24 protein-coding genes are annotated in these 20109 nt (G+C 47.9%); 19 read left to right on the forward strand and 5 right to left on the reverse strand.

The genetic code is table 11. The features are described 5' to 3' along the window. Nucleotides 1-196 precede the first annotated feature (196 nt). From C7B65_RS29705 to ppk2, 8 genes are all read left to right on the forward strand, one after another. Nucleotides 197-331 carry a DUF4160 domain-containing protein gene (locus C7B65_RS29705; protein ID WP_083583218.1) on the forward strand — a complete coding sequence of 45 codons (135 nt, stop codon included), beginning with the start codon at nt 197-199 and terminating at the stop codon, nt 329-331. A gap of 4 nt (nt 332-335) precedes the next feature. Further along, a complete protein-coding gene (locus tag C7B65_RS23195) occupies nt 336-620 on the forward strand; it encodes a DUF2442 domain-containing protein (RefSeq protein WP_073074923.1) in 285 nt (94 codons plus the stop codon). Nucleotides 621-629: 9 nt separating this feature from the next. Continuing rightward, complete coding sequence (gene galK, locus C7B65_RS23200; protein WP_219898712.1) at nt 630-1727, forward strand: galactokinase; 1098 nt, start codon at nt 630-632, stop codon at nt 1725-1727. Between the two features lie 43 nt (nt 1728-1770). Then, nucleotides 1771-2400: an SAM-dependent methyltransferase gene (locus C7B65_RS23205; RefSeq protein WP_223257496.1), complete on the forward strand. Its 630-nt coding sequence runs from the start codon at nt 1771-1773 to the stop codon at nt 2398-2400. Between the two features lie 3 nt (nt 2401-2403). Further along, the gene (locus C7B65_RS23210; protein WP_073074921.1) at nt 2404-3336 is read left to right on the forward strand and encodes an RluA family pseudouridine synthase; all 933 of its coding nucleotides are present in this window, start codon (nt 2404-2406) and stop codon (nt 3334-3336) included. A gap of 16 nt (nt 3337-3352) precedes the next feature. Beyond that, nucleotides 3353-3577, forward strand: a complete 225-nt coding sequence (locus C7B65_RS23215) for a hypothetical protein (RefSeq protein ID WP_223257495.1) — start codon at nt 3353-3355, stop codon at nt 3575-3577. Between the two features lie 241 nt (nt 3578-3818). Further along, nucleotides 3819-4025, forward strand: a complete 207-nt coding sequence (locus C7B65_RS28540; RefSeq protein WP_073074920.1) for a hypothetical protein — start codon at nt 3819-3821, stop codon at nt 4023-4025. Between the two features lie 96 nt (nt 4026-4121). Then, the gene (gene ppk2 / locus C7B65_RS23225) at nt 4122-5042 is read left to right on the forward strand and encodes a polyphosphate kinase 2 (RefSeq protein ID WP_073074919.1); all 921 of its coding nucleotides are present in this window, start codon (nt 4122-4124) and stop codon (nt 5040-5042) included. A 145-nt stretch (nt 5043-5187) separates the two neighbouring features. Here the strand turns inward: ppk2 and tnpA are convergent, their stop codons facing one another. Continuing rightward, nucleotides 5188-5589 (reverse strand): IS200/IS605 family transposase, encoded by a 402-nt coding sequence (gene tnpA / locus C7B65_RS23230; RefSeq protein ID WP_073074918.1) that lies wholly within the window; start codon nt 5587-5589, stop codon nt 5188-5190. A gap of 50 nt (nt 5590-5639) precedes the next feature. Between tnpA and C7B65_RS23235 the strand changes: the two genes are divergently transcribed. From C7B65_RS23235 to C7B65_RS23245, 3 genes are all read left to right on the forward strand, one after another. Further along, nucleotides 5640-6821: an RNA-guided endonuclease InsQ/TnpB family protein gene (locus tag C7B65_RS23235; RefSeq protein WP_073074917.1), complete on the forward strand. Its 1182-nt coding sequence runs from the start codon at nt 5640-5642 to the stop codon at nt 6819-6821. Between the two features lie 105 nt (nt 6822-6926). Beyond that, complete coding sequence (locus C7B65_RS29710) at nt 6927-7109, forward strand: hypothetical protein (RefSeq protein ID WP_083583216.1); 183 nt, start codon at nt 6927-6929, stop codon at nt 7107-7109. A 295-nt stretch (nt 7110-7404) separates the two neighbouring features. Next, the gene (locus C7B65_RS23245; RefSeq protein ID WP_073074916.1) at nt 7405-8061 is read left to right on the forward strand and encodes a M23 family metallopeptidase; all 657 of its coding nucleotides are present in this window, start codon (nt 7405-7407) and stop codon (nt 8059-8061) included. A 39-nt stretch (nt 8062-8100) separates the two neighbouring features. Here C7B65_RS23245 and C7B65_RS23250 read toward each other — a convergent pair whose 3' ends face one another. Then, entirely contained in the window at nt 8101-8256 is a 156-nt protein-coding gene (locus tag C7B65_RS23250) for a DUF2256 domain-containing protein (RefSeq protein WP_073074915.1), read from the reverse strand. 173 nt (nt 8257-8429) lie between these two features. Here C7B65_RS23250 and C7B65_RS23255 point away from each other — a divergent pair, with 173 nt between their 5' ends. Together C7B65_RS23255 and C7B65_RS23260 are read left to right on the forward strand one after the other, a co-directional pair. Further along, on the forward strand, nt 8430-9218 hold the full coding sequence (locus tag C7B65_RS23255; RefSeq protein ID WP_073074914.1) for an RNA methyltransferase: 789 nt from the start codon (nt 8430-8432) through the stop codon (nt 9216-9218). Nucleotides 9219-9383: 165 nt separating this feature from the next. Beyond that, nucleotides 9384-10928 (forward strand): serine hydrolase, encoded by a 1545-nt coding sequence (locus tag C7B65_RS23260; RefSeq protein WP_083583215.1) that lies wholly within the window; start codon nt 9384-9386, stop codon nt 10926-10928. On the opposite strand, the gene obgE is transcribed toward C7B65_RS23260, so the two are convergent. Next, nucleotides 10925-11965, reverse strand: a complete 1041-nt coding sequence (gene obgE / locus C7B65_RS23265; RefSeq protein WP_073074913.1) for a GTPase ObgE — start codon at nt 11963-11965, stop codon at nt 10925-10927. The genes C7B65_RS23260 and obgE overlap by 4 nt on opposite strands. Before the next feature lie 285 nt (nt 11966-12250). On the opposite strand from obgE, the gene C7B65_RS23270 reads away from it, so the two are divergent. From C7B65_RS23270 to C7B65_RS23295, 6 genes are all read left to right on the forward strand, one after another. Next, nucleotides 12251-12640, forward strand: a complete 390-nt coding sequence (locus C7B65_RS23270; protein WP_073074912.1) for a hypothetical protein — start codon at nt 12251-12253, stop codon at nt 12638-12640. A gap of 311 nt (nt 12641-12951) precedes the next feature. Further along, nucleotides 12952-13152, forward strand: a complete 201-nt coding sequence (locus C7B65_RS23275; RefSeq protein WP_073074911.1) for a type II toxin-antitoxin system HicB family antitoxin — start codon at nt 12952-12954, stop codon at nt 13150-13152. After that, on the forward strand, nt 13149-13361 hold the full coding sequence (locus C7B65_RS23280; protein WP_073074910.1) for a type II toxin-antitoxin system HicA family toxin: 213 nt from the start codon (nt 13149-13151) through the stop codon (nt 13359-13361). Before C7B65_RS23275 ends, C7B65_RS23280 begins: the two co-directional genes overlap by 4 nt. Before the next feature lie 168 nt (nt 13362-13529). After that, nucleotides 13530-15533, forward strand: a complete 2004-nt coding sequence (gene uvrB / locus C7B65_RS23285) for an excinuclease ABC subunit UvrB (protein ID WP_073074909.1) — start codon at nt 13530-13532, stop codon at nt 15531-15533. Between the two features lie 12 nt (nt 15534-15545). After that, the gene (locus C7B65_RS28105) at nt 15546-15704 is read left to right on the forward strand and encodes a hypothetical protein (protein ID WP_181314486.1); all 159 of its coding nucleotides are present in this window, start codon (nt 15546-15548) and stop codon (nt 15702-15704) included. Nucleotides 15705-15922: 218 nt separating this feature from the next. Continuing rightward, complete coding sequence (locus C7B65_RS23295) at nt 15923-16591, forward strand: HEAT repeat domain-containing protein (RefSeq protein WP_073074908.1); 669 nt, start codon at nt 15923-15925, stop codon at nt 16589-16591. Nucleotides 16592-16838: 247 nt separating this feature from the next. Here C7B65_RS23295 and C7B65_RS23300 read toward each other — a convergent pair whose 3' ends face one another. After that, complete coding sequence (locus tag C7B65_RS23300) at nt 16839-18335, reverse strand: type IV pilus twitching motility protein PilT (protein WP_073074907.1); 1497 nt, start codon at nt 18333-18335, stop codon at nt 16839-16841. 227 nt (nt 18336-18562) lie between these two features. Then, nucleotides 18563-19495, reverse strand: a complete 933-nt coding sequence (locus C7B65_RS23305) for a glycosyltransferase family 2 protein (protein ID WP_073074906.1) — start codon at nt 19493-19495, stop codon at nt 18563-18565. Between the last annotated feature and the right edge of the window lie 614 nt (nt 19496-20109).

Below are 20109 nucleotides of genomic sequence, written 5' to 3' on the forward strand. Positions count from 1 at the left end.
TCAATTCTGGAACAAGCTGAATCAATATGGCTTTTCCATTGCGCTCTAAGGGTATCAAATAAAGGTCGCACCCGTTTCTACCGTTCACAGTTACAGTTTGAAATCAAAAATCTGTAGCCTCGGAGTAATCTGTTTGCGATGTCAGTCACCTCTACCCTTCTATTGATCGTTTCCCCATAAACAAACTTTCACCGTTCTGCAAGGCAATCTCTCTGCCCGTGTCTTTAGCCTCGTCAAAGAATGGGCACTCGAACACCAGGATGAACTTCTCGCTAACTGGGAACGAGCTAGACAATCCGAACCGCTAGAACCGATCGCTCCTCTGGAGTAAACCTATGCTCAAAGACATCATCAGCGCTCACCCTATCTCTCCCTACCAGATCCACCTTCGCTTTGAGGACGGTATCGAAGGTACGATCGACCTCACCCAAATCATCACCTTCTCTGGCATCTTCGCCCCGCTTCAAGATCCTGCCTACTTTGCCACCGTCCGGGTTAACCCTGATCTCGGCACGATCGTTTGGGACAATGGAGCCGACCTCGATCCTGATGTTCTCTACGCGATCGTCACTCAACAACCCATTCCTGACTACACCGATCTTCAACCGCTAAATCCATGAAAAGATTCTATGATCACGTTTCAACAGATTTTTAATGCTGCACCTAACGTCGAAGCAAGTGCGCCCGGACGAGTCAATCTTTTGGGCGAACACACGGATTATAACGACGGTTTTGTGCTGCCCACCGCGATTCCTCAAACCACGATCGTGCAGCTCGGTTTCAGCCCCAATCATCAACATCATTTTTACTCTCACGAGCTTGAAGAATTGGTGAGTTTAACAACAACTGATCCGATTCCGCAAGGCTTTGCAAGCTATTCGTTGGGCTGTCTTCGAGTCGTAGAACAAGCTGGATATTCGATTCCGCCGTTGAATGTTTATGTGAATTCTTCAGTTCCGATCGGGTCTGGCTTATCGAGCAGTGCCGCGTTAGAAGTTGCCTTGCTGCGGGGGCTACGATCGCTCCTTTCTCTCGATCTCGACGACATTCACATTGCTCAACTCGCTCAACAAGCCGAAATTGAATATGCAGGTGTGCAGTGCGGCATTATGGATCAGATGGCATCTAGCCTTGCAGATACCCAGCACATGTTGTTTTTAGACACGCGATCGCTCGATCGTGAATTGCTTCCATTCCCAGCAGGTGCCGAAGTTCTTGTGATTGATAGTGGTATTCCGCGAACGCTGGCAGGGAGTGGCTATAACCAACGTCGCGCAGAATGCGAAGAAGCGTCAAAGCAATTAGGAGTGAAAGCGCTTCGAGACATCACAGACTTAATGCAAATTGAAACGCTATCTGAACTATTAAAAAAACGAGCGCGACACGTCATTACTGAAAACGATCGCGTGTTAGAAGCCAAACAAGAGATTACAGCCGTCCGATTTGGAGAGTTAATGAATGCCTCTCATGCCAGTCTGCGAGATGATTATCAAGTCTCGATCGCAGGTATCGATCAACTGGTATCGATTTTGCAAGCAACGCCTGATGTGTTTGGGGCCCGAATCACCGGGGGAGGATTTGGCGGGGCGTGTGTGGCCCTGGTGACTCAAGGTAAGGCAGGTACGATCGCTCAAACCGTGCTAGAGACCTACCGCAAAGCAGGCTACACAGGACGGCTGCTCGTCCCAGAAATACCCACCACACCTAGAGGAAACTATGCGACTTGAACAAGTAGTGCCATGGGGCCGATCGTGCTTAGAATATTGTCAAATGTTTGATCTCACAGAGACAGATTTGCAGTCTAAAATTCTCGACTGTGGCGGCGGGCCTGCTAGCTTTAATGCCGAGATGACGCAGCAAGGCAATTCGGTGATTTCGTGTGATCCGCTCTATCAATTTTCGGTTAATGAGATTTCTCAACGGATTGATCAAACTTATCCGATCGTGATCAAAACAACCGAGGTCAATCGTGATAACTTTGTTTGGACTACCATCCAGTCTCCTGAAAAACTGGGCCAAATTCGCATGGCGGCGATGCAGCAGTTTTTAGCCGACTTTCCGTTAGGGCTGCAACAAAGGCGTTATCAGCAAGAATCATTGCCTGATTTACCCTTTGATTCACAGCAGTTTGATTTAGCGTTGTGTTCCCATTTCTTATTTCTATACTCTGATCAGTTGTCGTTTGAGTTTCATCTTGCGTCGATCATTGAGATGTGTCGAGTTGCCACGATCGTAAAAATCTTCCCGCTCCTTGTCAATATGACCGGAGAACTATCACCCTTTCTAGAGCCTATCATGCAAGAATTAACTACACAAGGTTACTCGATACACACCAAACAAGTGCCCTACGAATTTCAGAAGGGTGGGAATCAAATTTTGCAAGTTAGTGCAAAACAATAAGCTATGAATCACGGCTGGACGTATCGCGAACGAATCGATAAATTAACTGAAAACTGTACGGTTTTAGAATATTACACTCAACGCTATCAGCATTCTAATCGTGCAGAATGGCAAACCCGAATTGTAACGGGTAAGATTTTACTGAATGGATCAGAGACAACAGATCACACAATCCTGAAACGAGGCGATCGACTTCTCTATAACCGTCCGCCCTGGCAAGAACCAGAGGTGCCGCTCACGTTTAAAGTGATGATTGAAGATGCTGATATTTTAGTCGTCTCCAAACCGTCAGGCTTACCCGTCTTACCAGGTGGCGGGTTTTTAGAACACACGTTGTTAGAGCAACTTCAACACCACTATCCCCACGAGACTCCGGTGCCGATCCATCGTCTGGGTCGTGGCACATCAGGGCTGGTATTGCTGGCACGATCGAGCCACGCCCGTGCATCCCTCAATCAACAAATGCGATCGCATCAAATTCAAAAAGTCTATCGCGCCTTAGCGACTGGAACTTCAATGCCTAATTGCTTCACGGTGACGCACCCGATCGGCAAACTTCCCCATCCAGTTTTGGGCTACATTTACGCCGCCCATCCAGACGGATTGGTTGCCCAGAGTGACTGTCAAGTACTGCGTCGCAATGAAGACACCGCGCTGTTAGAGGTGAATATTCTGACGGGGCGACCGCATCAAATTCGGATTCATTTAGCGGCGGCGGGATATCCATTAGTGGGTGACCCGCTGTATACGATCGGAGGCATCCCAAAAACATTTACGCCATCAGCAACAGGTGAATTGCCTGTGCCAGGAGATTGTGGCTATCATCTTCACGCGATGCATTTGACCTTTAGCCATCCGACCACCCATGACTTGATTCAAGTCACGTCGCCTCCACTAGATGTCCTTGATCATAACTACGCGACGATGTTTAGCTGACTAGACGGGTGGAGGTGTGACGGCAGGCATTGATTTTGGTCTCACGATCGCTGGAGTGCTTTGTGGTGATGAAGCCGCCAAGATCGCTCAACTCTTAATGAAGTACGATCCGGCCCCGCCCTTCGATGTGGGTTCACCCGAAAAAGCCGGGTCTGACTTAGTGAAGAAAGCAATATTATATGCTGCGGGGACATTGGGTTTAAAAGTAAAACAGGCAGTTTGGCATGATCACGAATTCTGAAGTTGATCGCGACCCTTACGGTATCTGCAAAGCAGCGCAAACTCCCGCACGTTGGGTACAGATCGGTTTTTGTGCAACTTCAATTGCCTTTAATCTCTGCTTAATTGCTCAGTTACTAACGGTTGGAGTTGCCTATTTTAATGACTCTGCTTGGCATTAGATCCGATTGCTACCCGCGAGATTGAAGAACTCTGCACAGAAGAACTAGCAGCAGTACACAATCATCCTGGTGACGCACACTATGCAGCAAGCCACGCACATTGCTGATGTGACAGCATTCTTCAACACTGAGACTGATGAGAGTGGCAAGCGGCGAGTCAACCTCGTCGAATTTAGCCCAACTGAGCAGATTTTTAACCGCCGATTATGTGAGCGGACGATTTGGTTAGGCAATGCTTTGAGCAGCGATCGCAGAACTCGTAGACCGAAATCCAAAGAATTGATCTGAACCATCCGCAGGAATGTAAAGATCATTCAGACTTGACCTTGAAAGGAAAATTTTTTAATTACAATCCTTTTAGTCCTTCCAATAAGGAAACGCACCATGTCAGACAACGAGAACGACGCTGCGATCGAACAGAACGACCATCAAGTCACGCCATTTTTAGAGGAAAACTCCCCCAAGAAGAAAAAGAAGAAAAAACTGGATGGCAACACCGCTTTAAACGATCAATCACCAACAAGACTTGTCAAGCTCAAGAACAAGTTTTATGAACAAGAACTGAGCCGTCTACAAATAGAATTAGTCAAGTTGCAGTATTGGATCAAACAAACGGGTTTCCGCCTGGTCATTTTGTTTGAGGGACGGGATGCGGCGGGTAAAGGTGGCACAATCAAACGAATTTCTGAACCTCTCAATCCGCGAGGTTGTCAGGTAGCCGCTTTGGGTACACCCTCCGATCGTGAGAAGACACAGTGGTATTTTCAGCGCTATGTTTCTCATCTACCGGGTGCAGGAGAAATTGTATTGTTCGATCGCAGTTGGTATAACCGCGCCGGGATCGAACACGTGATGGGCTTTTGCACGGATGATCAATATCAAGAATTTCTACACTCCTGTCCCGAATTTGAACGGATGCTGGTGCGATCAGGCATTGTATTGCTGAAGTATTGGTTCTCAGTCAGCGATGAAGAACAAGAGCGGCGATTTCAGTCTCGAACGATCGACCCAGCGCGACGGTGGAAACTCAGCCCAATGGATCTAGAATCGCGCGATCGCTGGGTGGAATATTCTCAGGCAAAAGATGCCATGTTTGTTCACACTAATATTCCAGAAGCCCCTTGGTTTACGGTAGAAGCAGACGATAAAAAACGCGCTCGGCTCAACTGCATCAGGCATATTCTGAGTAAAATTCCCTATGAGGATATGACTCCCCCACCCTTAGAGTTAGCGCCTCGTAAGTTGGCAGGCAACTACGTGCGATCGCCTCGAAACGAACAATTTTTTGTGCCATCCGCTTATTAAAAACCTGACATTCGATAGGAGCTTTTACATCTGACTCACTCCAGTTTAAAACCCTCCAAATCCATGCAGGGCAAGAACCCGCACCCAGAACAAATGCCCGCGCTGTTCCCATTTATCAGAGAGATGGGTCTAAAACCCCGTCCTTCTAGGACGGCTTTTCTTGATTCATAATGTACTGCTTAAGAACTTCAATCGGAGCGCCGTCAACGGAGCTAACAAAATAGCTAGGACTCCACAGTGCATCCTTACCGTAGGGTTTAGGATATCCAGCTTGACCATAGCGACGGCTAGAAACTCCTTTAAGAGCGTTGACAATTTGAGAGACTGAAAGCTTAGGAGGGAACTCGATCAAAACGTGAATATGATCAGCTTCACCATTGAATTCTAAAACCTGAAAGCCCATCTTTTCTCCTACTTCTATGAATGATTTTTGAATTACTGCAAGGCTTTCAGATGTAAAAACAGACCTACGATATTTGGTGACACAGACCAAATGTATCTTAAGACTCGAAATACTATGTCTTTCTTTCCGTAATTGGGTTGTCATTCGTTGTAGACCAACATATAATGAATTAACAGACCAATTCTAACACAGGCATGAAAGCTAGATATCAGTGTCGTTTCTATCCGACCGACCAACAGCAACAGAGTTTAGCTCAGTTGTTTGGTTGCGTTCGGGTCGTTTGGAACGATGCACTAGCTCTCAGCAAGAAAGACAAGTATCAGGGATACAACAAGCTTTCAGCTTTACTCACTCAATCTAAAAAGACGGTAGAAAGAGAATGGTTGAAAGAGGTTTCGTCTGTACCGTTGCAGCAATCTCTTAAAAACTTAGATACAGCCTACAAAAACTATTTTGATTCTCTAAAAGGGAAGAGAAAAGGTAAAAAGTTAAGCTCTCCTAAGTTTAAGAAGAGAACTAATTCTCAGTCTGCAACTTTTGTTAAATCGGGTTTCGCAATTACAGGTGAATCGGTGTATCTGGCTAAAATTGGATACCTAAAACCAATATGGTCTAGGAAATTACCGTCTGATCCTAGCTCAGTCACGGTGATCAAAGATTGTGCTAACCGCTATTTTCTCAGCTTTGTGGTAGACGTTGAACCCGTCGTAATCGATGCCAAAAACCAAAGTATCGGGATCGACTTGGGAATTAAAACTTTTGCAGTCATGAGCAATGGTGAAAAGGCTTTTAGCCCTAATTACGCAAAGCTTGATCGTAAAGTTCGCAGACTTCAGAAGAAGTTAGCACGGCAACAAAAAGGATCGAATCGTAGACACAAAACCCGTCTACAGATTGCAAAGCTTCACAATCAGATTGCTGACACTCGCAAAGACTTCCTACACAAGCTTTCAACTAAAATCGTTAGCGAGAATCAAGCTATCGTTTTAGAAGATTTGAATGGGTCAGGCATGGTCAAAAATCACAAGCTTGCTAGATCAATTAGTCTACAAGGATGGAGAGAGTTCAGAACGCTGTGTGAGGCTAAATCTGAAAAATATGGTAGGGAATTTCACGTCGTTAATCGATGGGAACCGACTAGCCAGATCTGTTCAGATTGTGGTTTTAGATGGGGTAAACTCGATCTTAAAATTCGTACTGTCAAGTGCTTAAACTGTGGCACTGAACACGATAGAGATGAGAACGCCGCTAAAAATATAAATCAAAGTCGCCATAGGGCATTGGGAGACTCTAAACGGACGTTGAGACAGAGTAAGACTACCTCGGTAGCATCAGTCAATGACGCGTCAAGAATCACTGCTGCTTTAGCCCGGTGAGTATGTCAACTCAACACCTTTCACGGGATTCGTAACGTCGATCCGGCTTTGATTGAAATGGGTAAGGTGTATGGCTTGAGTTTGAACTGACATGATTACCTCCGTTTGCAACAGTGTTCACGATCGCTTCATGTGCAACTTCTTGCCCTCACCCTAGCCCTCTCCTTTGGGAGCTATCTGAGCATTCGCAAGTTTGATCATCAAGCGGTAGAGTTGTTCATCAAGGGTGCTGCACTCAATCGCATGATCCAGATCTGTAAACCCGACAGCTATGAGGTTGAAGCTTAATTAAGGACTTCCTCAAGTCCAATCCTGTCTCTTTTTGCAATCATGCAACAAAGCCGCTTGTCTCTGTAAATTTAACGCTTAAATAATAAAGATTTAGTAAAGTATCCTTGTTTTGTCCACTGCCTTGAGAAAGACTTAAGGGTAGATTTCCGGGCTGAACTAGTGCTTTTGTGCTTAAATGAGCCTTGATCAAACAACCCAAGCCAAAAACAGGATTGGGCTACACGATCGCTCTGTGCATTCACGGCGATCGATTTACTCTCCCCTGAGCAGTCACCTATTGAGGAGCGAAAGAATGCAGCAAGTCCTGAAATTAATGACCTTACTCAAATCAGTTTCTAAAAGACATCTGATTCTCCTGGCAGGGCTGAGTTTTATAACCGCCATTTTGCTGGGATGGAGTCAAGGCAACGCGACTGCTTCAGAACCCAGCTCAACTCAGGTAGCGGTGGGTGGCACTTGGCAAGGCGCGTCCTTTCCGGTCGAAAACTTCCAGGGCTATACGTCTCCTTTTGGCTATCGTCAATCGCCTGATGGATCGTCCAATCAAGAGTTTCACCGAGGGTTAGATATGGCGGCTCCTGAAGGCAGCTATATTCGCAGTTGGTGGGCAGGCAAAGTCGTTGAGGTCACTGATAATACGGCTTGCGGCACGTCGATCGTCATTCAGTCTGGCGAGTGGGAACACATCTATTGCCATATGAATGGACACGTCGAAACCAACGGAAATGGCCAATATTTGAGCGATCGTAATGGCGGTCTCCAGATCTGGGAAGGTCAAATGATTCCCGCAGGTGCTCGAATCGGCCGCGTGGGCATGACCGGGCGCACTACTGGGCCTCACCTTCACTGGGGCTTAAAATATTCGAGACAGTGGGTTGATCCGGCAATGGTGCTAAGAGCGATGTATGCCGAGCAAAGTGGCTCCCGGTCAGTGTCAAGTCGCCCTTAATCAAGATTGTGAGTATAGGGGTGTACTTCCGGTACGTCCCTATTCTTTTGCCTCAGAGCGACGACGACGGCACCGTTCTGAGCAATATTTCACCTCATCCCAATTTTTCTCCCATTTTTTGCGCCAGGTGAAAGGCAGATCGCAAACAGGACAGACTTTGGTCGGCAAATCAGACTTAGAGCGATCGCGTCCCATAATTGAGAGAATGTTGAAGCAGGTTGAGCTATTTCAATTACAGCGTAAATTAAAGCTCTTTTTAAATAAAGCCAGAATTTGTGTAAGGGCATGGCACGGCAGTTCCCATTGACGTTGCAAGGAACCAATATTATTTAATCTGCGATCCTAAGAATTCCTCAAATTTCTCTGAAATGACTGAATCTGCCCTCGATCGAGTCCGCATTATCTTAGTAGAGCCAGCCGGGGCGCTGAATGTCGGCTCGATCGCTCGGATCATGAAAAATATGGGGCTATCTCACCTCGTTTTAGTCAATCCTCAGTGTGATCCCGGCTCCGCAGAAGCTCGACAAATGGCAGTCCACGCAGACGATGTGTTAGAAGCCGCGCAGATCACAAAGACTTTGCCAGACGCATTGAAAGGATGTCACCGAGCAATCGCGACTACAGTTAGAACTCGCGCGATCGCCACTCCCCTTGAGCATCCCAGAGATGCCCTTCCCTGGCTATTAGAAAACTTTCAAGCAGACGGGCAAACTGCGCTGATTTTTGGAGCCGAAGAACGAGGACTTAGCAATGAAGAACTCAACTATGCTCAACGGTTTGTTTATATCCCCTCTAGCGCGGTTTATCCGTCATTAAATTTGGCGCAGGCAGTGGCGATTTGCTGCTATGAACTATCTCAAGCACTCGATGATCAGAGGTCAGAAATTCGCTCTTTTGCACCTGACACCCGCACTCTAGAACCAGCCTCTCTCGACGCGATCGAAGCCTATTGTCAGCACCTCGAACGTCTCTTGCTAAAAATTGGCTATCTTCACCCTCACACCGCCAACAGCCGCATGGAAAAAATTAGACGACTGCTCAATCGCGCTTACCCGTCAGCAGCAGAAGTCGCTTTATTAAGAGGAGTCTTGCGGCAAGGTGAATGGGCATTAAACACCCAAAATCAGTCGCCTGGTTCTGACTCCAAATTGCTCTAAATATTTTTGCACTGGCTGCCAAATTTGCCCAACTCAATGTAAAATCCCTACATCTGTTGAGAAAAGCTTGCTTTCAGATTAGATGTCCCATAAATGTAAAGGACATTTATAATAACCGTTCAAAACCTGTCAATCGATCGCTTTCATCAACCAGGGGTTATCTCAATGCGGGAATCTGGCAACGACTTAAATATGCCATCTGAGGACGGCTTCTCGCCCCATCAGCAGGATGCTAGGCGCTTTAGCAACTTGCCCACTCCCCGCCTTGCCCAACCCACGGCTCGTCCTCGTCCAGCAGAGCGTCGATCGCGCAAATCAGAGCCAGCGCGAGGTCGAAAACCAGCGACTGCTCCCGCTCTTAATGGAAAGAATCTTGCTGCCGATCGTGCGCCTTCTACTCGCGCACCCCTAAAATTTGACGAAAAACTAAAGTCTGGGCCCGATCGCCTTAGAGAACAGCGCGATCGCCGACGCAACTCTACACAGGCAGCTTCTTCGACTGGAAATCGTCGTCTTAAGCCAGTGCCAAATCCCGCAACTGGGACACACCCTCAGCGCCGCAGCCGATCGCCTCGAAAGCTCTCTAGGCTGTCTGCCAGCGCTCCGCCTCGCCCTCGGACTCGATCGGGCACCGCGATCGTTTATGGCACTCGGCTGCTCATTTTGGGGGTTGGCTTGGGGGTCTTGGCTGGCACCATTTTGTCAGCGTGGGACTCCGCTCGTTACTTTACAGCAGGCGCTTCTTCACCAGAAAAAACTGAACAAACTGCTACAGTTTCTGCAACGCCTGCCGATCAGTTGCCAATGCTGACACTAGGGCAAGAGATGTTGCCCTTAAAGAATAACCTTCAAGCGTTGGTTGCCCAGCAGACTCAACTCAGCCCTGGCATGATGATCGTTGATTTAGATACCAATGCTTATCTCAATATCAATGCCTCAGTTGCGTTGCCCTGTGCCAGCACGATTAAGCTTCCTATCTTAGTGGCATTCTTTCAAGATGTTGATGCAGGCAAGATTCGTCTTGATGAAATGCTGACCATGCGCTCTGACTTAATCGCAACTGAGTCGGGTGAGATGCAATATCAGCCAGTGGGGTCGCAGTTTAGCGCGTTAGAAACTGCGACCAAGATGATTACTGTCAGTGACAACACAGCAACCAATCTCTTGATCGATCGCTTAGGGGGCAAAGAAGCGCTCACCCAGCGGTTTCAATCGTGGGGTTTAACCAGCACCGCAATTCAGAATCGATTGCCCGACGTTGAGGGCACCAATACTAGCAGTTCTCAAGACCTCGTGACCCTGTTGGGGCTGGTCAGCAATGGCAAATTATTGTCCATGCGATCGCGCGATCGCATGTTAGATCTGATGCGCCACACCGTTAATAACTCCCTACTGCCGAGCGGGTTAGGCGAAGGCGCAACGATCTCTCACAAAACAGGCAGCATTGGCAGCATGATCGGCGATGTGGGTTTAATCGATATGCCAAGCGGCAAGCGTTATTTGATTGCGGCAATGGTCAAGCGTCCGCGCAATGACGAACGTGCAGAAGAACTGATTCGTCAGGTGTCTCGCCTCACCTATCAATATTTCAGTCAACCTGCACCCGCTCAAACCAGCGGAAATTCGGGTCAGCCAAATCAGCCTCCGGTCAGTCCTCAAACCAACCCTCAAGGCACCTCTTTGCAGAGAACCAAAGTCGCCCAACCCTAACTGATTGGTATGAGGGAGGCTTGCTCGACCTCAGCTTCTGCCTGCATTGCATCTAGCATTTGCCAAACCTGGTTGAGCAATGGCTCCAACCCCGATCGGGTGACAGCAGAAATCACAAAAACAGGCGCACCTGTGAGTTCTTTGAGTTGCGCTGCGATCGCATCTAAATCGCGATCGGGATCGACAGCATCAATCTTGTTGAATGCAATGATTTGGGGACGATCGGGTAAGCCGCGTCCGTAGGCTTGCAGTTCTTGATGGATGGTGTGATAGTCAGCGATCGGGTCGTCTGAAGTCGCGTCTACCAAATGCAGCAACAATCGAGTTCGCTCAATGTGGCGCAAAAAGTCGTGTCCTAGTCCTAACCCCGTGTGTGCGCCTTCAATCAATCCCGGAATGTCAGCGAATACGGTGCCATCTCCAGTCGGTTTGCGAACGACTCCTAAATTAGGAATCAGCGTTGTAAACGGATAATCTGCAATTTTAGGACGAGCCGCCGACAGTGCCGAAATCAGCGTCGATTTTCCAGCATTGGGTAAGCCGATGATCCCGACTTCTGCCAACAGCTTGAGTTCTAATCGCAGAAACCGACCTTCGCCCTCTTGTCCCGGCAGTGCCCGTTCGGGAGCGCGATTGTGATTGCTGAGAAAACAGTGATTTCCGGCACCGCCGCGACCGCCTTTGGCAACACAAAAGATCTGACCGTTCTCGGTGAGATCGCCCAGAAACTCGTCGGTCTGAGCATCGTAGATGACGGTGCCGCAAGGAACTTCGATGATCAAATCATCGGCTGATGCGCCCGTCCGTTTGTTATTTCCGCCTTTTTCCCCATTTTCTGCTTTATAAAGACGGTTATAGCGGAAGTCTAGCAAAGTTTGCAGGTCTTCACTCACTTGGAGAATGACAGACCCGCCTCTGCCGCCATTTCCGCCTGACGGCCCACCTGCGGGGACATATTTCTCTCGTCTGAAGCCGATGATGCCATCGCCTCCGTCACCCGCCTGAACCTGAATTTCTGCCTGATCGATGAATTGCATGACCCTAAACTCTGAAGCCCTCTGTTGTGATCTTAGATGCCTAAGCTCTTCTTGGGGTTAGTTCAGAGAAACTTAGGGAATGACCATTATAGGGTGATCTGAATTGTTTTTGGTTTGGGAGTTGTGGGCGATCGCAGGTTCGAGATGAGGGATCGGGAGAGCGATTTAATTTATTATAAAAAAGGAGATGCAACCAGTAGCCATTCCACTGTAAATAGTGACTATGAAAGCATACAAGTTTTCAGCTAAGGTGACCCCTGAAGGAATGCTCAAACTTCCTCCTCATTGCAAGAGCAACTAGCAAGCTATCAAACCGCAAAAATCACCGTTTTAGTGAGTGCCGCATTTAGTTTATGTATGTACGAAATTCACGTCTTACGGGCTTCGGCTGAGGCAGTTGAAAGTGATGAAAGATATCCTTTAGGTGAACGATACCCAATAACGATTTTAAGTCGGCAACCCGAAGGAGAAGAAACTGACTATGAACTAGCTGCTGAAAGAGCCTTTTTAGCAGGTTGGGATGATTTTGAGTTTGACATTACAAGAGCTTTAGTGGTTGCTTCCGAAAAAGAGCACCTCATTTCAGATGAAATACTTGCGGAAGCCTTTAGACACGCTCTGTTTAACGAAGCAGCAGTTGTTGTTTATACAAATTCTTTAAGTGATAGCGAGTGACAAAACTCAAAACGAATGCATATTTTTATCAACTGTCGCCTTATAAATTACAACAACATCACAATTGAGCCTAGAAAACGCAGCGACAAGCCTTCAGACGGAAAGCAAAGTGAAGGGCTGGAATCTCAAGCCGAGTAATCCTATATGACAGCAATACTCGACACCAGTTTTCTTTTTGTGTTGACTGACGAGAGCGATCGCGGCACTGGGTCTCTAAGATAAGCGATATCCCGATGCTCAATCCTGTCTTTAGACACACATGCTCATACGCTAAGATCATCATTGCAGACTTCCCAAGATAACTTGACACCATGAAAATTAAGGCGATTATTTGGCAAGAAGACAATGTATGGTGTGCCTCCGTACCCGCTCTCCCGGGGTGTCATACTTGGGGAGAGAATTATGAGCATTTATTAGAGATGCTTGAAGATGCTGTCGAAGGTTGGTTGGATGTTGCGAGTGAGCGAGAAGCAGTTGAGCCAGAGAAACAGTTAGTTGAATTATCTCTGTGAAAGCTGTTTCTGGAAAGATATTGTGCAGAATTGTAGAGCGTCATGGCTGGGAGCTTAAGCGCATCACTGGCAGCCATCACATTTATTTCAAAGAAGGAGTCGATGCAATTCTTTCTGTCCCGGTTCATGGCAATCGTGATTTACCCATTGGAACCCTAAAAAGCATCATGAAGGATGCTGGACTTACAGAAGAAGACCTGAATTTGTAGTAATCGCATATTGTAAGCGGTCTAACAAATCGATGGAGTAGCGATCGTGGTTTTCGATGGGTTGAGAATTGACAGCAATCGTATCCAAAAATGCTATCAAGCGATCGACTTCACAAGATCGCTACACTAGAGAAGAGTTTAGTTCAAATCTGGACTTCTATCTAGAACATGGCAGAATTTCACATTCAAGCTCCCTTTGAACCTACAGGCGATCAACCTAGCGCGATCGCCAGTCTCGTTAAAAGCATCGAAGCCGGGACTCAATATCAAACCCTACGCGGCGCAACGGGCACCGGAAAAACCCATACGATCGCCCGTGTGATTGAAAATTTGGGCAAGCCGACTTTGGTATTGGCACATAATAAAACTTTAGCGGCCCAGCTTTGCAATGAGTTGCGCGAATTCTTCCCTGACAACGCGGTTGAATATTTCATCAGTTATTACGACTACTATCAGCCAGAGGCATACATTCCCGTTAGCGACACGTTTATTGAGAAAACGGCATCGATCAACGACGAAATTGATATGCTGCGGCACTCGGCCACCCGATCGCTGTTTGAGCGCAAAGATGTGATCGTCGTCGCCTCGATTAGCTGCATTTATGGATTGGGGATTCCGAACGAATATCTGAACGCGGCGATTCCTCTGCGGATGGGTGAAGAAGTTAATCAGCGTCAGATTCTTCGTGATTTGGTGTCGGTGCAATATAGCCGCAATGATCTCGATTTAGGGCGAGGACGATTTCGAGTTAAAGGCGATGTGCTGGAGATTGGCCCCGCTTACGAAGATCGGATTATTCGCGTCGAGTTTTTTGGTGATGAAATTGACGCAATTCGCTACATTGATCCCGTGACGGGGGCGACTCTGCAAAGTATGGAAGCGGTGAATATTTATCCCGCTCGTCACTTTGTCACCCCAGAAGATCGCTTAGAAGCGGCGTGTGATGCGATCGATGCCGAGCTAAAACAACGCCTAGAAGAACTCGAAAAAGACGGAAAATTACTCGAAGCGCAACGTCTTGACCAACGCACAAGATATGACTTAGAAGTGCTGCGAGAAGTCGGTTTTTGTAATGGGGTTGAAAACTATTCGCGTCACTTAGCAGGTCGTGCGGCTGGCGACTCGCCCGAATGCTTAATCGATTACTTTCCGAAAGATTGGCTGCTGGTGATTGACGAGTCTCACGTCACGCTTCCCCAAATTAGAGCGATGTATAACGGGGATCAATCCCGCAAGAAAGTGCTGATTGATCACGGGTTTCGGTTGCCTAGTGCGGCTGATAATCGCCCCCTCAAAAATGAAGAGTTTTGGCAAAAGGTCAACCAGTGTATTTTCGTGTCTGCTACTCCTGGAGATTGGGAAGTCGAACTTTCTGAAGATCATATTGCCGAGCAAGTGATCAGACCAACGGGTGTCCTCGATCCCGAAATCTTTGTTCGTCCGACTCAAGGACAAGTGGACGATTTGCTAGGCGAAATTCAAGAACGGCTTCCTAAAAATGAGCGCGTTTTGGTCACGACTCTGACCAAGCGCATGGCAGAAGATCTCACCGAATATTTTCAAGAGCGAGGCATTAGAGTTCGCTATTTGCACTCAGAGATCAACTCGATCGAGCGCATCGAAATCCTTCAAGATTTGCGAGAAGGTCTGTTCGACGTGCTGATCGGCGTTAACCTGCTGCGAGAAGGTCTAGATTTGCCCGAAGTTTCGCTGGTCGCGATTTTGGATGCCGACAAAGAAGGCTTTTTGAGATCAGAGCGATCGCTGATTCAAACAGTCGGTCGGGCAGCGCGTCACGTCGAAGGTCAGGCGATTCTCTATGGTGATAATTTGACCGACAGCATGGCAAGAGCGATCAGCGTGACTGAGCAGCGCCGGGCGATTCAGCAAGAACACAACGAAAAGAACGGAATTATTCCTTATTCGATCATCAAGCGATCGAACAACTCAATTCTGTCTTTCTTAGAAGTTTCGCGCCGACTCAACGCGCAGGAACTCGATCAAGTCTATGAAAAGGCAGACGAAATTCCGCTCGAAAACATTCCGACTCTGATCGTCCAACTCGAAGCACAGATGAAAGAATCAGCCAAAAACATGGAGTTTGAAGAGGCCGCAAAGTATCGAGATAAGATCAAACATCTGCGAGATAAAATGCTGGGGCGACGCAGCTAACGACGGTGAAATATGAACGCAATTGCCCTCAAAATCCCTCGATTAACCCTGGCAGAATTTGTTGAACTCTGTCAGGTCAATCAAAATTTGCGGCTAGAAATGACTGCGACGGGAGAGGTGATCATCATGCCCCAACTTATTCTTGGACGGGGAAGCAAAACTCTGGTCTAACGGCTCAACTCTGGAACTGGAACGATCGCAGCGATGGAGCGATTAGAAGCTCCGACTACGCTATCAGGTGAAAGCTTACTACCGGGATTTGTGCTGAATTTGCAGAAGGTGTGGTGATGTTTCACTCAATCCCACCCGCTAGACGGAAATCACCCCATTGATCAGAAGCCGTGGGGTTGCTTACAATAGAAGCAGAAATATAAAGATTTGTGAAAACTATGAGTTTGAGCCTGGAGCAAATTTCGAGCCAATTAGATAGCGAAAGCTCTCGCGATCGCATGATAGCGTTGGCTTCTCTGCGAAACGTCTCAGCCGAAGATGCCGTGCCGTTGATTAAAAAAGTGCTCAACGATGAGAGCCTGCAAATTCGCTCAATGGCAGTCTTTGCGCTAGGAATCAAGCCCACCGAAGAGTGCTACCCGATTTTGGTCAAGCTTCTAGAAAACGAGAAAGATTACGGCATTCGAGCCGATGCCGCAGGTGCGTTAGGCTATCTCGAAGATGTTCGAGCGCTTGAGCCATTGGTCAGAGCTTTTTATGAAGATACCGATTGGCTGGTGCGGTTTAGTGCGGCTGTGGCGCTGGGCAACCTCAAAGATCCTCGTGCCAGAGATGTGTTAGTTAAAGCGTTGGATAGTGAAGAAGTCGTGTTGCAGCAAGCCGCGATCGCCGCTCTCGGTGAAATCAAAGCAGTCGATGCGGTGGCTCAAATCCTCCGGTTTGCTCAATCTAAAGACTGGTTGGTGCGTCAACGTCTAGCCGAAGCGTTGGGTCAATTGCCCAGTGAAAAGAGCGTTGCAGCCCTGAAGTATTTAGAGAAAGACTCCAATTCTAATGTGAGTCAATCCGCTACTTTTTCTCTTCAAAAGTTAGCAGAGCAAGCGTGAACGAGTTGCTGATCTCCAAGCATTAAAAAGCGGCATTGCTGAATAGAGGGATACTTGGGTAGGGGCAATCCCCCCGTGGTTGCCCTCCGTCAGGGGTAGGCACGGGGGCCCTACCCCTACAGCCATTTCATCCCCGCATTCTGCAATGCCTAAAAAGCTTGGCGGTGTGTTATGCCGATTTGATTTACGCGACAGACCTGCGCCCTCTCACGATCGTTCGATCGATCTGTGAACAGCGTCTATTGCCTCAAGTCGGAGTCTTATTAAAATATTCAGTCGTCATTAAGCCAGAACGACTAGAGCGACGAGTATAGTTCTTCATCATATAGTTAAGATCTTCAGGGTTAAGCGCCACCGATATTGCATCACTTTGGCTGACCATCCCCCCTTCATAAAGGTCAAAGAGCGCCTGATTAAGGGTTTGAGAGCCGTCTTTTCCCTCTTCCATCAGTTGGTAAATTTCGTCAATGCTACCTTTTTGCAAGTAGTCGCGAATCGTATCAGTGTTCAGCATAATTTCTAGAGCCGCGACCCGTCCTCCTTTCACCGTCGGCACCAGTGCTTGACCGATCACGGCCCGCAGACCCTCTACGATCTGCATTCTAACGACATCTTGTTCTTCGGGCGTGTAGAAGTTGAGTAATCGCTTGACGGCATTCACCGTGCCTTTGGTGTGCAGGGTGCCCAGGACTAAGTGCCCGGTTAAAGCGGCTCGAATCGCGGTGTCGACGGTTTCACGATCGCGCATTTCCCCGATCAAAATAATATCTGGGTCTTGCCGCAGTGCCGCTCGCAGCGCTTCCTTAAACTCTTGAGTGTGCAGCCCGACTTCTCGCTGAGTGATTAAACACTGATTAGAAGTGTGGACATATTCGATCGGGTCTTCGATCGTCACAATCTTCCGCGCTAGAGAGTCGTTGACGTGACGCAACATCGCCGCCAAAGTTGTAGATTTGCCAGAGTTGACGGGCCCAGTCACTAAGATTAAACCCTGCCGCTCTTCGACTAACTTGTTTAAAATGTCTGGCAACCCCATTTGGGCGATCGTCGGCACTTCTAGAGAAATTAATCGCAGCACCATTACGCCACCCATGATCGACTGGGCACAGTTGACCCGACAGCGTACCAATTCCCGATAGAAAATGGCGGTGTCTAGCTCCTGCCGCTTCCGAAACTGCTCGGTTTGCTCGGTTGACAAGACCTCTGCCAAAAACTCTTCAAACTGCTGCGGCGTGAGAATTCCATATTGCTCTTGAAGTCGAATGTGCCCCTGAATGCGGTAGCGCGGCACCTCACCGACCTGTAAGTGAATGTCAGAAGCCCCTTTTTTGCAAGCATCATCCACCATAGCTCGAATGGTGCCCTGGCGCTCTAGCTCACTAGGGAGGTCAAGCACGATCGAGCTTAAGCTCATGGTCTGCACACCCTGCGTCGTCGGGCCACAGTTTACCCGCGCTTGCATAAAACCCGGAATTTGAACATTTGTGTCGAGCTTTTGGGCTTCTCGATAGTGGTTGAGTTGGTCGGGGGTCAGCACTTCTTGAACATAGTGACTGAAGCGATCGGGGGTGAGAATCGGTAAATGATCTTGTGAAACCAGCTTGCCGTGAATGCGATAAAATGGCGTGCGACCAATCTGCATATACAGAGCAGTGGCACCTTGGTTATAAGCATCCTGAATCAGCAACCGGACTGAGTTGGCTGCCTGGGGCGCGGGGTTATTAGAAACCTGAGTCGCTGTCATGGCAAATCGCGTCGAGAGTGGGTAGAAAATTGTAGCCGAGAAGCACATCAGTAAAAACTGAGGAGTTTATTGAAGACGCACCCAGGGAAGACCGACCAAGCTTAGAAACGATAGTTGTGTAGATCTTAATCGAGAAATTAATGGAATCTGTTTTATATGGTTTCTTAAGTTTTATCAAAGTGAAGTGGGTTGGGACGATATCGCCCTCTCGATCGAGTGATTTTTTCCTACGATCGAGTTAAAGCAGGAGAGATTAACCCTTGAGCCGCCTTGCTGAGATAACCAATTTGACCATAGCTGTAGACCAAATTTTCAAACCGTTGAGCGGGATCGGCTGCAAATTTGACTGATTTATAGAGTCCGCGAAGCAGCCGTTCTCCACCTCGATGAAATTGCTTCAGACCTGCTTCACCGACAATTTGTTCTTGATAGCACTCGCTGATGCCTTGCCACCATCCGCGACTCAAAAACCAGCCTCGCTTGACTCGTTCGGGTGAAACATGGTGAGCGACCAGAGCGTCGGGTAAATAGGCAACTTGCCAGCCCGCTTGCAGAGCCAGTTTAGTCATGTGAAGTTCTTCATTAGAGAGAAGATTTTTGCCGACGCGCCCCAGATTTAGGTCGAATCCACCCACCTGCTCTAAAAAAGTTCGGCGAATCGAGTAGTTTAAGCCTCTAGGCGTGAGTCCGGGGCGATCGATATAGAGGACAGCAGTGCCCAAGTCATAAGCGCCTAGATTTCCGGCTAGACCATCTGAGAGCCAAGCCGGGGCGACCATTCCATCGTCCCAAATTAGGGTCACTTTGCCGCCTGCGATCGCGAGCTTTTCGTTAGTTTGGTAAGCATCCCACAGCGTTTGTAGCCACTGAGGGCTGGCGATCGCATCATCATCTAAATAAGCCAAAATTTCACTCTGGGCAGACTTGGCTCCCGTGTTGCGGGCGACCGATAGACCCATGACTGGCTCATGAACATAGCTCAAGCGAGGGTCGCTTAAACGGGCTTCTACGACTGCGCGGGTACGATCGCTAGAGGCATTATCTATCACCACGACTTCAAAATTGGCAAAATTTTGGGAGAGTAAACTGCCGATCGCAGCTCCCAAATAGTGTTCTCGGTTGTGTGTGCAAATAATAGCAGACACCTGAGGTTCAGGCATAGTTTAATTTCTGAAAAAGGATTTGCTGCTTGTCTCTTGTTTACATCACAACACATCGCGGCGAAATCAAGATCCGTAGAATTCTAGGTAAACTACGGCAGTTTGTGGTTTGCGCTGTCGCAGGACAGAACCCAATAGAGCAAACTCGACGATTTGACAGCGATCGCCTCCATTGGCAGATCGATTGCGGTAATAGTCATGTCAGGTTTACATCGTTCGTTAGCAATCTTTTGGCGGATTTCTTTGACTACATCTCCGGAAAAGCTTAACTGTAGAAATATCGCTTTCCCATGCAACGAGATATTTCTCAAACGGTCAGGGGGAAGCGATCGTACCTCCTCAAAAATTTAACATCCCAAAAAACAAAAAACTCCTATAGAATACATCGCAGTGATGAAGTTGTGCCCCGAAATCTGATGTGACGATCAGACTCCGAGGACTTCCATCCCTAGTTAGTACCAATAACTCAGGAGGCGTTCATGATTGTACACCGTCAGCTTTGCTATGGGATCTTGAAAGGCTGGAATCAAGATCCTGCATACCCTTTTCATCCCAATGGAATGTCTGAGAAATCAGCGTTCTTGTCCTCTTTGAACTAACCGAGAGGACAAAAT

It is taken from the genome of Phormidesmis priestleyi ULC007 (assembly GCF_003003695.1).
Taxonomy (GTDB): Bacteria; Cyanobacteriota; Cyanobacteriia; order Leptolyngbyales; family Leptolyngbyaceae; genus Phormidesmis_A; species Phormidesmis_A priestleyi_A.

Excerpts from the sequence above, each read along its gene's own strand:
- C7B65_RS23195 (WP_073074923.1), top strand. The coding sequence starts at position 336 with ATGCTCAAAGACATCATCAGCGCTCACCCTATCTCTCCCTACCAGATC.
- galK (WP_219898712.1), top strand. The coding sequence starts at position 630 with ATGATCACGTTTCAACAGATTTTTAATGCTGCACCTAACGTCGAAGCA.
- C7B65_RS23205 (WP_223257496.1), top strand. The coding sequence starts at position 1,771 with ATGTTTGATCTCACAGAGACAGATTTGCAGTCTAAAATTCTCGACTGT.
- C7B65_RS23210 (WP_073074921.1), top strand. The coding sequence starts at position 2,404 with ATGAATCACGGCTGGACGTATCGCGAACGAATCGATAAATTAACTGAA.
- C7B65_RS28540 (WP_073074920.1), top strand. The coding sequence starts at position 3,819 with ATGCAGCAAGCCACGCACATTGCTGATGTGACAGCATTCTTCAACACT.
- ppk2 (WP_073074919.1), top strand. The coding sequence starts at position 4,122 with ATGTCAGACAACGAGAACGACGCTGCGATCGAACAGAACGACCATCAA.
- tnpA (WP_073074918.1), bottom strand. The coding sequence starts at position 5,589 with ATGACAACCCAATTACGGAAAGAAAGACATAGTATTTCGAGTCTTAAG.
- C7B65_RS23235 (WP_073074917.1), top strand. The coding sequence starts at position 5,640 with ATGAAAGCTAGATATCAGTGTCGTTTCTATCCGACCGACCAACAGCAA.
- C7B65_RS23245 (WP_073074916.1), top strand. The coding sequence starts at position 7,405 with ATGCAGCAAGTCCTGAAATTAATGACCTTACTCAAATCAGTTTCTAAA.
- C7B65_RS23250 (WP_073074915.1), bottom strand. The coding sequence starts at position 8,256 with ATGGGACGCGATCGCTCTAAGTCTGATTTGCCGACCAAAGTCTGTCCT.
- C7B65_RS23255 (WP_073074914.1), top strand. The coding sequence starts at position 8,430 with ATGACTGAATCTGCCCTCGATCGAGTCCGCATTATCTTAGTAGAGCCA.
- C7B65_RS23260 (WP_083583215.1), top strand. The coding sequence starts at position 9,384 with ATGCGGGAATCTGGCAACGACTTAAATATGCCATCTGAGGACGGCTTC.
- obgE (WP_073074913.1), bottom strand. The coding sequence starts at position 11,965 with ATGCAATTCATCGATCAGGCAGAAATTCAGGTTCAGGCGGGTGACGGA.
- C7B65_RS23275 (WP_073074911.1), top strand. The coding sequence starts at position 12,952 with ATGAAAATTAAGGCGATTATTTGGCAAGAAGACAATGTATGGTGTGCC.
- uvrB (WP_073074909.1), top strand. The coding sequence starts at position 13,530 with ATGGCAGAATTTCACATTCAAGCTCCCTTTGAACCTACAGGCGATCAA.
- C7B65_RS28105 (WP_181314486.1), top strand. The coding sequence starts at position 15,546 with ATGAACGCAATTGCCCTCAAAATCCCTCGATTAACCCTGGCAGAATTT.
- C7B65_RS23295 (WP_073074908.1), top strand. The coding sequence starts at position 15,923 with ATGAGTTTGAGCCTGGAGCAAATTTCGAGCCAATTAGATAGCGAAAGC.
- C7B65_RS23300 (WP_073074907.1), bottom strand. The coding sequence starts at position 18,335 with ATGACAGCGACTCAGGTTTCTAATAACCCCGCGCCCCAGGCAGCCAAC.
- C7B65_RS23305 (WP_073074906.1), bottom strand. The coding sequence starts at position 19,495 with ATGCCTGAACCTCAGGTGTCTGCTATTATTTGCACACACAACCGAGAA.